Annotated in this window: 10 protein-coding genes; 7 read left to right on the top strand and 3 right to left on the bottom strand. The window is 39.0% G+C overall.

The genetic code is table 11. From position 1 onward, the window contains the following. Positions 1-401: 401 nt before the first annotated feature. The 5 genes from AACW45_RS37060 (at position 402) to AACW45_RS37040 (ending at position 5030) form a co-directional block, all read left to right on the top strand. Positions 402-1301 carry a polysaccharide deacetylase family protein gene (locus tag AACW45_RS37060; RefSeq protein WP_190638135.1) on the top strand — a complete coding sequence of 300 codons (900 nt, stop codon included), beginning with the start codon at positions 402-404 and terminating at the stop codon, positions 1299-1301. Positions 1302-1761: 460 nt separating this feature from the next. After that, positions 1762-2022, top strand: coding sequence for a CD225/dispanin family protein (locus AACW45_RS37055; RefSeq protein ID WP_190638132.1), 261 nt, complete (start codon positions 1762-1764; stop codon positions 2020-2022). 24 nt (positions 2023-2046) lie between these two features. Then, the gene (locus AACW45_RS37050) at positions 2047-2478 is read left to right on the top strand and encodes a DUF2752 domain-containing protein (RefSeq protein WP_190638130.1); all 432 of its coding nucleotides are present in this window, start codon (positions 2047-2049) and stop codon (positions 2476-2478) included. Between the two features lie 110 nt (positions 2479-2588). Next, positions 2589-3491: an ATP adenylyltransferase family protein gene (locus tag AACW45_RS37045; protein ID WP_190638127.1), complete on the top strand. Its 903-nt coding sequence runs from the start codon at positions 2589-2591 to the stop codon at positions 3489-3491. Positions 3492-3668: 177 nt separating this feature from the next. Beyond that, the gene (locus AACW45_RS37040) at positions 3669-5030 is read left to right on the top strand and encodes a cysteine desulfurase-like protein (protein ID WP_190638140.1); all 1362 of its coding nucleotides are present in this window, start codon (positions 3669-3671) and stop codon (positions 5028-5030) included. Between the two features lie 331 nt (positions 5031-5361). On the opposite strand, the gene AACW45_RS37035 is transcribed toward AACW45_RS37040, so the two are convergent. Together AACW45_RS37035 and AACW45_RS37030 are read right to left on the bottom strand one after the other, a co-directional pair. Then, the gene (locus tag AACW45_RS37035; RefSeq protein WP_190638137.1) at positions 5362-6717 is read right to left on the bottom strand and encodes a (Fe-S)-binding protein; all 1356 of its coding nucleotides are present in this window, start codon (positions 6715-6717) and stop codon (positions 5362-5364) included. Positions 6718-6948: 231 nt separating this feature from the next. Continuing rightward, positions 6949-8235 carry an FAD-binding oxidoreductase gene (locus AACW45_RS37030; RefSeq protein ID WP_190638124.1) on the bottom strand — a complete coding sequence of 429 codons (1287 nt, stop codon included), beginning with the start codon at positions 8233-8235 and terminating at the stop codon, positions 6949-6951. A gap of 795 nt (positions 8236-9030) precedes the next feature. Between AACW45_RS37030 and AACW45_RS37025 the strand changes: the two genes are divergently transcribed. Beyond that, positions 9031-11229 carry a histidine kinase dimerization/phosphoacceptor domain -containing protein gene (locus AACW45_RS37025; RefSeq protein WP_190638122.1) on the top strand — a complete coding sequence of 733 codons (2199 nt, stop codon included), beginning with the start codon at positions 9031-9033 and terminating at the stop codon, positions 11227-11229. Between the two features lie 14 nt (positions 11230-11243). Continuing rightward, positions 11244-12368 (top strand): hybrid sensor histidine kinase/response regulator, encoded by a 1125-nt coding sequence (locus AACW45_RS37020; RefSeq protein WP_190638119.1) that lies wholly within the window; start codon positions 11244-11246, stop codon positions 12366-12368. Positions 12369-12473: 105 nt separating this feature from the next. Here the strand turns inward: AACW45_RS37020 and AACW45_RS37015 are convergent, their stop codons facing one another. Continuing rightward, the gene (locus AACW45_RS37015; protein WP_190638116.1) at positions 12474-13829 is read right to left on the bottom strand and encodes an NAD(P)/FAD-dependent oxidoreductase; all 1356 of its coding nucleotides are present in this window, start codon (positions 13827-13829) and stop codon (positions 12474-12476) included. Between the last annotated feature and the right edge of the window lie 359 nt (positions 13830-14188).

Raw genomic sequence — 14188 nt, 5'->3', positions numbered from 1 at the left:
AGGCTAATGTTGCACTAGTGAACCACAACCTCGTTTTGGAGTACCATTTGGGAAAATATCATACTTTCATGCTTGGTTGTGGGATTTTCCCGTGATTGACTGACTTGAAAGGTTTATTTCTCCATTGTCTCCCTTGCCCTCCTTTTCCTCCTTCTCTTTCATGCATGACGATGAAAATTTTTTCATCGAGACTACCTTACCCCTAGTTTCCAGCTAACCCGATCTCAACTGTTAAAAAGGAACAAAAATATAAGTTATGATTCAACAGTTCCAGATTGCAAAAGGGGAAAACCAGACGTAACTTTTGCGCCAGCCAATTATCAAGTTTTGGCCTTGTGCGTCTTAGCTAACCTGTAGTGCATTCCCTATTGCTTCTGAATTTTATTGTAAGGAGTGTTAAGGTGACTGCCCACAGGTTCTCACAATTTATACAAGTAATAACTATAGTCTTTTTGGCTACTAGTGGTTTAGCTCTAGGCATATTTAAGAGTGGCTTAAACCATGAAGCAGGCATTAAAAAATCAACTCATAAAACTACCCAATCGGCAAAGACTTTACCACTAGCTAAAAACTTAATAGTAGAAGTACCCAAATCATTACAGGGAAAAGCTATTTATCACGCCCAGCTCAAACCAAATCAGAAATTCATTGCTTTGACATTTGATGATGGCCCTAGCCCCAAAAACACTGCACAAGTATTAGACATTTTAAAGAAAAATCAAGTCAAAGCTACATTTTTTGTCATTGGGGCAATGGTACAAGCTTATCCCCAAATTGCTAAACAAGTTGTAGCTGATGGTCACGAATTAGGTAACCATACTTGGCATCATTGGTATCGTCGCATGGATCTAGCAACAGCATCTAGTGAAATTGACAGCACAGCAGATGTTATCTATAAAACCACAGGCGTAAAAACTGCTTTATTTCGTCCACCTGGAGGCTACCTCAATAATGGATTAGCCGATTATGCCAAAAATCAGCATTACGCAGTTATGATGTGGTCAAGTCTTTGCGGTGATGCTGACCGTCATACACCATCGGTAGCCGGAATGGTCAACAATGTATTGAGAACCGCCAAACCGGGCGCAATTGTGCTACTACATGATGGCGGTGGTAACCGTTCTCGCACTGTGAAAGCTTTACCACAAATTATTGCTGGTCTGAAAGCTCAAGGTTATAAATTTGTAACGAGTTCAGAATTATTAGAAATCCAAGCCAAAGAACAAGCGACAGCCCTAAAAACTGTACCTGCTGTCAAAAAAGACGAAAATCAAAAGAATCAACCCCATCAACAATTATAGTTTGGGAAGAAAAAGCTTCTAGCAGGTCACTAGAAGCTTGTCAAACTATTGCTTGGTAATTGCAGTATATGCATTTCTCCCTCAGAGTCTCTTCTACTAGAAGCATTAGCCTTGAGGATTATGAACTGCATCTAAAGAAATGTGACAGTGTTAAAGTACGGCTCCTTTTGACTCTGGACAGCTTTAACGCGGTAAATTTGATTTAAGCACTTGATACTCCATCGCCGTAGAACAGCGAGGATTTTTGGGCTAATGACTGCGCTGTCAGGGACTTGCAACCCTTAATACTGACAAATGACTAATGACAGCCATCGCCAGTATTTTCATGGCATCGGCCTACTTATTAGTATTGATTTTTATGAAGCAGCTTTTGAGACACATAGATTATTCTGATATCTTTTATAGACATAATTACTACAAATGCAAGCTGTCTCATTAATGACATTGCAAGGATATTTTCATGCAATCTCAGAACGTACCAAATTATTTGCCGCAAGCAATTTTAGTGACACTTTTCTGTTGTTTACCATTTGGAATTGTAGCCATTGTTTATGCGGCACAAGTAAATACCAAATTGCAAGTGGGAGATTATGAAGGTGCAATGCAAGCTTCCAAAAGCGCCAAAACCTGGTGTTGGGTATCTTTTGGTTCAGCATTAGCTTTTTTCGTAATATATATCCTCTTCATCATTGTGCTTTCTTCGGCATCTCAAATAGGATAAAACTTTATTTATTAAATAAAACAAATGAACATAATTTCACATCGCTCATCTACTTTGCCTATAAAAACTTTGAAAGTGATAACTCTTACAGGAGTTCTCGTTATAGCTGCAATTATTTTATACTTTTTGAATCCCAGCAGTTCTGCAATTTATCCCCCCAGTCCATTTCGGGCTTTAACTGGGTTATATTGTCCTGGTTGTGGTACATTACGAGCCTTGCATCAATTACTGCACGGACATATACTCAAAGCTTTTGAGTTGAATCCTTTAATGATGGTAGCAATGCCATACTTGATTTATTCTTATGTATCTTACAGTGCGCCTGTAATTTTGGGTGTACAAGTTCCCCAGGTTTTCATCAAGCCTAACTGGATTTGGCTAATTTTGAAAATTATTCTGGTTTATTGGGTACTGAGAAATATTCCTGTTGCTCCTTTTTCTTGGTTAGCACCGTAAAATTTTGAATGTTGACTGTGAAATTAAAAAACTTCAATGTAGGGTGTGTTGTCGTGCAGCGCAACACACCATTAATAATGTAAATAATTCGAGGTATTGTAATTTCAACAATGACAGAAGAAAAAATATTATTTCAACCTAGTACTTTATGGCAAAGTGTTAAAGAACGGACTGAATATGCTTTAAATTGCGGTGCATTGCTGTCGATACCGACGGAGTTTGAGTTTGTTGAACAAGATGGGGTGAAATTTTTGGTGAGGATTTTATCTAATCTTGTGCGTAAGGATGCAGCTAAGAAGAAACAAACTCAACAATCTGCCGCAACTGGTAAAGATTTTAATCCTTTTTTACCCTATGATGAAGATTTATTTGTGGCGAATATTTCTGATACTCATGTCTGCATTTTAAATAAGTTTAATGTTGTTGACCATCATTTATTAATTATTACTCGCGCTTTTGCAGAACAAGAAAGCTTGCTCACCCACGAAGATTTTGCGGCGATGTGGGCTTGTTTGGCAGAATATGACGGTTTAGTGTTTTATAACGGCGGTCAGGTTGCAGGTGCAAGTCAACGACACAAACATTTGCAGATGGTTCCGTTACCGTTAACAACTGCGGGTGTAAGCGTACCGATTGAGCCTTTATTTAAAGCAGCGAAATTTGAGAATTTAATTGCTACTTTACCAGGTTTACCATTTAAACATGCTTTTGCTACCCTAGACCCCAGTTACTCAGCCACAACCACCCTAGAACTGTATCGCGACTTACTCCAAGCTGTAGGTATTATCGCCATCGACGATAACATGCAATCTGGGGCTTATAATTTATTAGCGACAAGAGAATGGATGTTAATCGTAGCGCGATCGCAAGAAGAATACCAAGGCATTTCTGTTAATTCTTTAGGATTTGCAGGTGCGTTACTAGTGCGCAATCAAGAACAAATGCAACTCCTCAAGCAGCAAGGGCCAATGAATATTTTAAAAAGTGTGGCGATACCCGTAACCCAAGGGTAGAAACAATATTTTTGTGTTAGCTTGGGCAGCATCAATATTACTTTATTCATGAAACTTTGCGCGCTTCGTATTGAGGAGTTTATTCCTGACTACGAACTTACCAACCTTGCAAAACAATAATCAATCACAACTGACATGGCGCGCGAAGCAACTCAAAAATCACCCCAGGAGATTTGTATGCAAGCCCTAGACCTAAAATGGATACGCGCCCAATTTCCCGCCCTCACGCAAACTATCAACGGTGAACCTGTAGTTTTTTGTGATGGCCCCGGTGGGACTCAAGTACCCGGTGCGGTGCTTGATGCTATCAGCGATTATTTAGTGAGGTCAAACGCCAATTCTCACGGGGTTTTCCCTACCAGCGTCCGCACAGATGCATTAATTAACGCAGCGCGGGCGGCTAGTGCCGATTTGCTAGGATGCCATAGTGATGAAATAGTATTTGGTGCTAATATGACCACCCTCACCTTTAGCATTAGCCGCGCTATTGGGAGAGAACTGCAAGCAGGTGATGAAATTATTGTGACGCGGCTTGACCATTACGCCAATGTTTCTTCTTGGTATGCTTTAGAAGAAAAGGGTGTAATTGTCAAGGTGGTAGATTTTCATAACGAAGATTGCACCTTAGATATGGCTGAATTGGAACGGTTGATTAATCCCCGGACAAAGTTAGTCGCTGTTGGCTTTGCTTCCAATGCAGTGGGGACAATCAACGATATCGCCGCCGTGGTTCGCCTCGCCCATGCGGTAGGGGCTTTAGTATTTGTTGATGCCGTTCATTACGTACCTCACGCACCAATTAACGTCCATGCTTTAGGTTGTGATTTCCTCGCTTGTTCGGCGTACAAGTTCTTTGGCCCCCATCTAGGGATTTTATATGGCAAGCGCGAACATTTGGCGCGCTTCACTCCGTATAAAGTTAGACCAGCGCCCGATGAAGTACCATCGCGTTGGGAAACAGGAACATTAAACTTTGAAGCCTTGGCGGGATTAGTTGCGGCGATTAACTATTTAACAAAGCTTGGCTGTCATGTTTCACCTTCCATTGATAGCGAATTAATTTCCGCTTTAATCGAAGCCGATAAAGAAGGTATCGAAAAATTCCACTGTCCCAGCTTTCTCACTACGCCAGAACAATCTGCAACCGCTATTACATCGGCTTATCATAGCCGTCGCGCTGCTTTAGTGGCGGCGATGTCAGCAATTCAACAATATGAAAGAGAATTAAGTTACAAATTAATTCCCGGATTGCTAGGGATTCCCGGTTTAGAGTTATATGGAATTACCAACCCAGAACGCTTTACTTCCCGCACTCCTACAGTAGGTTTTCGATTAGCGGGACAAACACCGGAAGCAGTTGCCAAAGCATTATGCGATCGCGGTATATTTGCATGGTATGGTCATTTTTATGCGATCGCTCTGACTGAAAAACTCGGCGTAGAAGCTACCGGCGGCTTAGTGCGGCTGGGATTCACCCACTACAACACAATGGAAGAAGTTGAACGAGTATTGCACGCTTTAAAAGAAATTGCCGTGTAATCATCAACCTCAAGTTATACCAATTTGCCAAAAGAATGGGACAAATTGTAGGGGCATGGCACTGCCTATTGGTGTCAACTTAACGTGAAACTCGCTTTGTAGCAAGGTTTTTGCCCTCACCCCCAACCCCTCGCTTACCCAATCAACCGCCGTCACCCTCGAAGGGTGCGGCTAATTGAACATGAGCTTACCTGCGTGGGCTAAGAAAATTTAGCCCACGCAGGTGGGCTTTGTAACGTTAGCCCCAGGCTTACAGCCTGCGGGCGGTACGTCGGGTAAGTGAGAGAACTTAAGTTGACACCTATGGGCACTGCCATGCCTTCTAAAATATTTAAATTGCCAACTTCTCACCGCGAATCGAATAATCTAACAACTCCATTGGGTGAATCACCGCAATATCCTTACCTTGCAAATGCAAATGCTTAGTAATCTGCAACGTACAGCCAGGATTAGCCGAAGCAATCAACTCCGCACCAGTATTCAGCAAATTCTGAACCTTTTGCTGTCCCAATTCTTCAGCAACTTCTGGTTGCAACATATTATAAACACCCGCACTGCCACAACATAAAGCTGCATCCAAAGGTTCTTTTAACTTCACCCCAGGAATTTGGCGCAATAACTGACGCGGTTGGACGCTAATTTTTTGTCCGTGTAACAAATGACAAGCATCTTGATAAACCAAATTCACAGGTTTATCGGTAATGGGTAACAGTTTCGCCGTTAACCCCACCGTTGCTAAAAACTCTTGGGCATCTTTCACCTTAGCTGCAAATTGCTGCGCTTTTTCCCGATATTCTGGGTCATCAGCTAAAATATGACCGTATTCTTTCAAAGTATGCCCACAACCAGCCGCATTGATAATTACGAAATCGACATCAGTCTTAGCGAAACTATCAATCATTTGTCTGGCTAAAGCCTTCGCCTGTTCGGTTTGTCCCTGATGTTCGGGAAGCGCCGCACAACAACCTTGAGATTGAGGAATGACAACTTCACAACCATTCGCCGTCAATACCCGCACCGTTGCTTCATTCACAGACGAGAAAAATAGCCGTTGTACGCATCCCAAAATCACCCCTACTCGATAACGCTTCTCACCTTTAGCAGGAATCACCGTCGGTAAATTATTTTGAAAAGTTTTCAGCGTAATTTCTGGCAGAATTGATTCCATAGCTGCCAACCGGGGCGAGATATTTTTGAGTACACCGGTAGCGCGCACTAATTTAGATAAACCCAACTTTTGATAAGCCATTAAAGGCACAAGTAATATTCTCAAAATATCGGGATTGGGAAATAGAGAAAATATCAATTTCCGCACCAAAGTATCTGGTAAACTGCGGGTATAATTGCGTTCTACTTGGTGACGAGTAGCCGAAATTAACTTGTCATATTGTACGCCAGAAGGGCAAGTTGTCACGCAAGCCAAACAACCCAAACAAGAATCAAAATGTTCTACAGTTGCCGTATTCAGGGCAATTTCTCCCTCATTAATTGCGTCCATTAAATAGATACGCCCTCTAGGAGAATCCATCTCTTTACCTAATACCCGATAACTCGGACAAGTAGAGAGACAAAATCCACAATGTACGCAACTATCAATTAACTTTGGTTCTGGTGGATGATTAGGATCAAACCCCTGTAGATTTTTCAAACTTGCTGTGTTATTAACAGAATTTTCGGAAATTTGCATATTATTCATTGGGCATGGGGCATGGGGCACTTGTACTGAGCGAAGTCGAAGTATTGGGCATTGGGCATTGGGGAGCTAGTGCGTTGCGGGGGTTCCCCCCCCGTTGTAGCAACTGGCGTCATTGGGACAAAGTCAAATAGAATTCTTAATTTTGAATTTTGCGGAAAGTTGCGTGCGGGGGTTCCCCCCGTTGAGCAAACTTTCCAAGACGAATTTTGAATTTTGAATTGTTCAAATCCCTCCCACAAATCGACCGGGGCTGAAAATATTTTTGCTATCAAATTGTGATTTAATCTTGCGCATTAATCCTAAAGCATTACCTTTATATCCCCACACATCTAATTTTTCTTTTACTGTTGATGGTGCTTCTAAAATCGACAAAAAACCATTGTTTACTTGACATATTTCTCGCAATTTTAAAACTTGCTTTTGTTGATTTAAACACAATAAACCCAAGCCGCTACTAAGGTGAATTATTCCTACTTCGACTTGAGTTAAAATCTCACAAGCCGCGCTTGGTAATACTCCTATTTTGCAAGTAATCGGCAAAGATGTGGCAACAGAATGCATTTGTTCTGGCAATCTCTGCCATAGATTAGCTTCATCTTCAGCTGGATATATTATCCCTTTTAATCCTAATTGTTGCCCAACTTCCCACAAACGGTTGGCTTGTTCGTTGACACTCTCGCTAATACTTTGAAACCGGGCGATTAATCCTAATCCTGTACCTAAACCAAGGTTAGATACCAACTTTGTCGATAATAAATCAGCTTGGGTGGGTGTTAACGCCGAACCGCGCAAAGTCTCCGCCGCTTGAGATATCATTTCAGCTGCGCCAGTTAATACCACTGTTGCCGATGCTTCTTGTTGGGGATAAACTCGAAATGTAACTTGGGTGATAATTCCCAATGAGCCGTAAGAACCGGTAAATAATTTCATCAAGTCATAACCGGCGACATTTTTCACCACTCTTCCCCCAGCTTTGGCAATTTCACCATCAGCACGGACAAAGCTAATCCCTAACAACTGATCTCTGACACTACCATAACGCTGTCTCAGAGAACCTGTATTCGCAGTAGCGACGATACCGCCAATTGTGGCAGAATCTGGTGCGGTGGGATCGAGGGCGAGAAATTGGCGAGATTTAGCTAAAATTTCTTGAAGATGGGAAAACTTCATCCCCGCTTCTACTGTCACCGTTAAATCACCTACGGCGTGTTCAATTAGCCGATTGATGCGTTCTGTACTTACTACCACATCAATGTTTTGTGCTAAACCGCCCCAGCTGAGTTTACTAGTACTACCACAGGGAAGGATACGCCAATTTTGTCGATCCGCTTGTGCAACAATGGCGGCTAGTTGTTCTTGGGTACGGGGGTAGACAAGACAACTGGGAGTTTTACCCACAGCCATTGCTTTTTGGATAGATTCTTTAAGCTTGGGTTCGAGATTTTCCCAAGGATAGACAGCATTTTCTTCATTAACGATAGATGCTAGATAAGATGCGATCGCATTCATCAGTTTATTTTTTACGCCTTATTTCTAATTTACTGGTTAAGTTACCGAAAAAATTGCTGAGTAATTTGACATCAGGGCACTCAGTTCTCTTAACAAAAAACCCTGACAAATGCAACCACAATCTTTGTTGCTATACGTAAATATTGTCACTAGATCGAGTGAAGTTATTAAATTTACTCTCATACTATTCGGATTTTCTAAGTAAAAATCCTGAAGCGATAATATTAATTATGACTTAAGCTGACTACAGGATAGTGTCATCAAAGAATTTATATTTTGTTAAATTTGGCAAATATAAACTCTAAGTGACGATAAAATGCATCTTTATTGAATCAGGGTAGCAATGTTATCAATTATGGTCATCAAGCATCTTTTAAGTCTGTTGGATTACAGCACATAAATCTACATAACCACAGTATCTTTATGGCTAATAAATTAGTAGGATGACTAGTTGGGTTATGAAATCATACTGAAGTAGGGCGATGATTTACCTATCAGGGTTGCGGTTGGTAATGCCTACAAATGCTATAAAAACTGAGATTTTTTTCCAAAATTAATTCAGATTGCTATATATCTAATACTGCCATGAGAATTGTAGCAGTCAAAATCTTTTCGCCTGCTTAATTGATTTGAAAACTGATTGCTGAGATTACTGACAATCTTGAAGTAGCAACATATCTCAATAATTCTTCTACAAAGAATCTAGTTAATAAGATTTTTACAATTTCTCCATGCTTAAAAAATTCACTAGATCATTGGTTCTAGTTATCAATATGTAATTTAGAAGTTGCCATTATGCGCGTCTTAGACTATGCCATTCAAAGCCATGTTTTGACTTTTGCTCCTCACACTTCATTACAAGACATTATGATTTGCATGGGGCAAGTAGGGGTATATGTATATATAGATAGTGGAGCGCTTGTTACTTCCCAGAAATTTCAAAGCGATCGCCGTCAAGTAAGAATGGTTGCAGGTAAAACAGCACCTACATTAAAAACTGTAGAAATTACGAAAATAAATCCCCAAAATTATCAATCTAAATTGCCTATCGATTGCATATATATAGTAGATAAATCGCAATTGTTAGGCATGTTAACAATTGTGGATATTATCCGGTTAATTAATTCGGGAATTAATTTAGCTACAGTTAAAGCTGTTGAAGTTATGCAGGAGCCTGTCATTACTTTAGAACGAGATTTTGATGCTAATAAAACACTATTTTTAATGCATCAATCTGCCATCCGTCAATTACCAATTGTCAACGAGCAAGGACAATTGTTAGGAATTATTACACCAGAAAGCCTAGCTGTTGGTTTACAAACAGAAGTAGCCAAACTCCAGGAAAGTTTACAATTAGAAATTGCCCAGCGTTGTGCATTAGAAATGAGCTTTAAAAAAGCTGAAGAAGATTCGGAAAAGCGCATTATACAAGCCAATGCGGAATTATTAAATCTTAATAAAAGATTACAGCAAAAAATCTGCGATCGCATCACGACTGAAGCACAACTTTTACAAACAACATCTGAACTCCAAGAAATTTTTCAAGCTTTTCCCGATTTATATCTTCGCCTCGATTATGATGGCACAATTCTGAGTCATTACACAAAAAATATTAGCGATTTTTATTTATTAACAACAGATTCTTTAGGAAAAAGAATTCAAGATATATTGCCAGAAAAGATTGGTTGTAAATTTATCGAAGCTCTTTTAACTGTTCAACATAAAAACGCTCTGGTAGATATTGAATATGAATTAGTTAAAGAGGATATAAATCAAACTTTTGAAGCCAGGTTATTACCATCAGTACGCCACCAGATTATCGCCATTATCCGCAATATATCTGAACGCAAGCAAGCTCAAGAAGCATTGCAAACAGCCAAAATAGAATTAGAAATTCGTGTTGAGGAAAGAACTAAAGAATTAAAAAATACTAATCACCGCTTAGTACAAGAAATCAGCGAACGTCAACGTGTAGAACAAGCACTGCGAGTTAGTGAAGATAGATATATTCGCGCGATTACAGCAGGAAAAGTTGGGATATGGGAATGGAATATTCAAACCAATAAAATTTATATAGATCCTAATTTACAAGCTATGCTTGGCTATACAGAGCAAGAAACACCTAAATATTACGATCACTGGTTAAAATTTGTCCATCCTGATGATGTTGAATTAGTAAAAAATGCTGTCACAGCTTATTTAGAAGGAGTCACATCTAAATACGAAATTGAACATCGGATGCTCAAAAAAGATGGTAGCTATATTTGGTTTTTAAGTCGGGGGATAATTCTGTGCAATCTCCAAAACAAAGAAAGTTTTATTGCTGGTTCTAATACTGATATTAGCGCTCATATCCAAGCAGAAAATCAACTTAAAATCTCCCTTAAAGAAAAAGAAATATTATTAAAAGAAATTCACCATCGAGTGAAAAATAATTTACAAATTATCTCTAGCTTATTAAGGTTGCAAACTAGATATATTAATGATGAACAAGCTTTAGAAGTGTTTCAAGATAGTCATAATCGAGTGCGAGCTATGGCGATAATTCACGAAATATTATATCAAGCTAATGATTTAACAAAAATTGAAGTTTCTGATTACATCCAAAGTATAGTTAATAATCTCTTACGTTCTTATGGAATTAATACAAAAATTCATATCCAAATGAATATTCAGAAAATTTCTTTAAAAATTGATACTGCAATTTATTGTGGATTAATTATTAATGAATTGGTATCCAATTCCATAAAATATGCTTTTGTCAATACTCAACAAGGTTCTATATGTATAGAATTAATCGAAACCTCACAAAATAATTACTCGTTAATCGTCAACGATAATGGCGTAGGTTTATCTAAAGATGTAGAAATATATAAACAAGAATCTCTCGGCTTGCAATTAGTTTGGAGTCTGGTAGATCAATTAGAAGGGAAAATAAATCTTGATAATTCTTCTGGCGCTAAATTTAGTATAACCTTCAGCGAACAAAACTAGGAGCAGATAACAATATGAAAGAAAAAATCCTGGTTGTTGAAAATGAAATCATTATTGCTGCTGATATTAAATCTTGCTTACAACAAGCAGGTTATATCGTTCCTGGAATTGCAGCTTATGGAGAACAAGCAATAGCCAAAGCAGAAGAATTTGCACCGGATTTGGTGTTGATGGATGTGATGTTGAAAGGTAAGATGAGTGGTATAGAAGCTGCTGCGGAAATTAATAATCGGTTTAATATACCAGTGATTTATTTAACCGCTTACTCCGATCAAAGTAATTTACAAAAGGCAAAAACTACACAGCCATTTGGCTATATACTGAAACCTTTTGAAGAAAATCAATTAATTACTACTATTGAAATTGCTTTGAACAAGCATCAAAAAGAAGTTGTGATGCGGGAAGCTTTAGAACAAGAGAAAGAACGCCAAAAAAGTAAAAGTCAATTTTTTTCGATGCTCAGTCATGAATTTCGTAATCCTTTAAATAGTATTTCTGTTTGTGCGGAATTACTGACAGATCATTCTCATCAATTAAATGCAGATAAAAAAGAGGAATATCTCAATCATATTCAAAAATCTGTACAGCATCTGGAAAATTTGTTAAATGATGTTTTGTTAATTGGTAAAGCAGAAATAGATAAAAATCAGTTTAAGCCTCAGCCAATAGATTTAGAAACATTTTGCCAAAATTTGGTAACAGATATTCAACTTGGTGCTAGTAGTAACCACAATATTATCTTTAAAGCTATAGGTAGTTACAGCATTACAAATAATCCCATAACTTCCCAAAATCCCCAATTAATCAGCGTGGATGAAAAAATGCTACGCCATATATTGACTAACTTATTGACTAATGCTGTGAAATATTCACCGCAAGGGGGTACAGTCAAGTTTGAAATTTTTTATGTTCCGGGAGAAATAATTTTTCGTATCCAGGATGAAGGTATTGGTATTCCTGCGGCGGATCAAGAAAATTTATTTACTTCATTTCAAAGAGGTAGTAATGTCGGTAATATCCCCGGTAATGGTTTAGGACTAGCAATTGTTAAACATTATGTAGAGTTACATGGTGGAGAGATATCTTTTGCTAGTAAGCAGGGAATTGGTACGACTTTTATTGTGAATTTGCCTGTTTAGTTAATAGAGACGCGATGAATCGCGTCTGTACAATTGTTATTTGTGAGGAAATGATTTTGCAATTTTGATTTGTGCTGGGCGGAGTTTTACCGCCCAGAGAAATAACTAAACTTTGACTGGTTGTTTACTGCTAGTAGATGAATAATAACTCGGACTATCTTCAAGTTTGGTTGGTGATTCGTATACTGTGATTAATCTGGCGCTGCGATTATGGGTTATATAGTTCCATACCCACTGAATTATTACTTTTAATTTGTTGTCAAATTCAATTAAAAAGTATGCATGTACGAATAACCAAAATATCCAAGCAAAGAAGCCTTTTAGCTTCATAAAGCCTAAATCTACAACCGCTAAATTCTGTCCGATAATAGCTAAACTGCCATGATTTGTATAGTTAAATGGTGACAGGGTATTGCCTTGTAATTTCTCTGCAATCAGGTTGGCTACATATTCTCCTTCTTGCTTGGCGACTGGTGCAACACCGGGTAAAGGTTTGCCGTCTTGATGAGAGAAGTTAGCTAAGTCACCAATTACAAAAATATTACTATGTCCTTTAATACTTAAGTCTGGTTCAACAATTACTCTACCTGCACGATCTAATTCTACACCTGTGCGTTCTGCTAAAACTTTACCCATTGGCGAGGCTTTAACGCCTGCTGCCCATAAGATTGTTTTAGCGGCAATTTCTCTGACGCTATCTCCTTGTTTAATAGTAACAATATCATTTTCAATATTGGTTACTAAGGTTTTTGTTTGCACCAAAACGCCTAATTCTTTGAGAGATTTTTCTGCTGTTTGTGATAATTCGGGGGCAAAAGGTGGGAGGATGCGATCTAAACCTTCTAAGAGGAGAATTCTGGTTTCTGATGTGTCGATGTTGCGAAAATCTGCTTTGAGGGTTTGATATGCTAATTCTGCGATCGCACCTGCTAATTCTACCCCGGTAGGGCCACCACCAACAATCACAAAGGTTAACCAAGCACGCCGTTTCTCGGCGTCGGTTTCTCTTTCTGCGGCTTCAAAGGCTGTAAAAATGCGGCTACGCATGGCGATTGCATCTTCTACAGTTTTTAACCCCGGTGCAAATTCTTCCCAGTCGTCTTTACCAAAGTAGGAATGTTTAGCGCCTGTAGCTACAATCAACGTATCGTAAGGTATGGCTTCATTCTCTAGGATGACTTTCTGTCCTTGGGGATCGATATCATTTACAGATCCTAGCAATACTTGAGTATTTTGGCTTTTACTCAATACCGATCGCAAGGGTGAGGAAATATCTGCTGGTGATAAATTACCTGTGGCTACTTGATATAACAGGGGTTGAAATAAATGAAAGTTGCGTTTATCAATCAGCGTCACATTTACAGGTGCTTTAGCAAGCGCTTTTGCTGCATGTAAACCACCAAAACCACCACCAATAATCACAACTTGATGGGGTGGTTGATTCTCACGTGAAATTTCCATAAGAAATGTTTCCTAACGTTACGAGGCTTGTAACTATTCTTCATAAATATGTATCAAACTTGGCCAAATCTTTTCTGTTCGCTTTGCACAGATGAAAAAATAGTAAAAGTAGCCAATGTTACGGTTAGGAGTCGTGTAAAAATAAGTTGAACAATTTAATATTTGTAGTGCGGGCATCTTGCCCGCGCGAGCAAGATGCTCGCACTACTTATTTTTACTTGATGACTTAGGTTTGAATCCCCTTCTGACTTGATCCTTCTAGCTTGAAAAATAGCTTAGGGCGGAGGTAGGCAGCAAGATATGTTGCTGTAGTTGGAAAAATTCGCTCTTCAGCAAGTAATTAACATCACTAGTAGTTG

It is taken from the genome of Calothrix sp. FACHB-168 (assembly GCF_963889195.1).
GTDB classification, from domain to species: Bacteria; Cyanobacteriota; Cyanobacteriia; order Cyanobacteriales; family Nostocaceae; genus Aulosira; species Aulosira anomala_A.
Note: the sequence above shows the minus strand (reverse complement) of the source record. Positions and strands in the feature narration are given on the sequence as shown.

Excerpts from the sequence above, each read along its gene's own strand:
- AACW45_RS37055 (WP_190638132.1), top strand. The coding sequence starts at position 1,762 with ATGCAATCTCAGAACGTACCAAATTATTTGCCGCAAGCAATTTTAGTG.
- AACW45_RS37050 (WP_190638130.1), top strand. The coding sequence starts at position 2,047 with ATGAACATAATTTCACATCGCTCATCTACTTTGCCTATAAAAACTTTG.
- AACW45_RS37045 (WP_190638127.1), top strand. The coding sequence starts at position 2,589 with ATGACAGAAGAAAAAATATTATTTCAACCTAGTACTTTATGGCAAAGT.
- AACW45_RS37040 (WP_190638140.1), top strand. The coding sequence starts at position 3,669 with ATGCAAGCCCTAGACCTAAAATGGATACGCGCCCAATTTCCCGCCCTC.
- AACW45_RS37035 (WP_190638137.1), bottom strand. The coding sequence starts at position 6,717 with ATGCAAATTTCCGAAAATTCTGTTAATAACACAGCAAGTTTGAAAAAT.
- AACW45_RS37030 (WP_190638124.1), bottom strand. The coding sequence starts at position 8,235 with ATGAATGCGATCGCATCTTATCTAGCATCTATCGTTAATGAAGAAAAT.
- AACW45_RS37025 (WP_190638122.1), top strand. The coding sequence starts at position 9,031 with ATGCGCGTCTTAGACTATGCCATTCAAAGCCATGTTTTGACTTTTGCT.
- AACW45_RS37020 (WP_190638119.1), top strand. The coding sequence starts at position 11,244 with ATGAAAGAAAAAATCCTGGTTGTTGAAAATGAAATCATTATTGCTGCT.
- AACW45_RS37015 (WP_190638116.1), bottom strand. The coding sequence starts at position 13,829 with ATGGAAATTTCACGTGAGAATCAACCACCCCATCAAGTTGTGATTATT.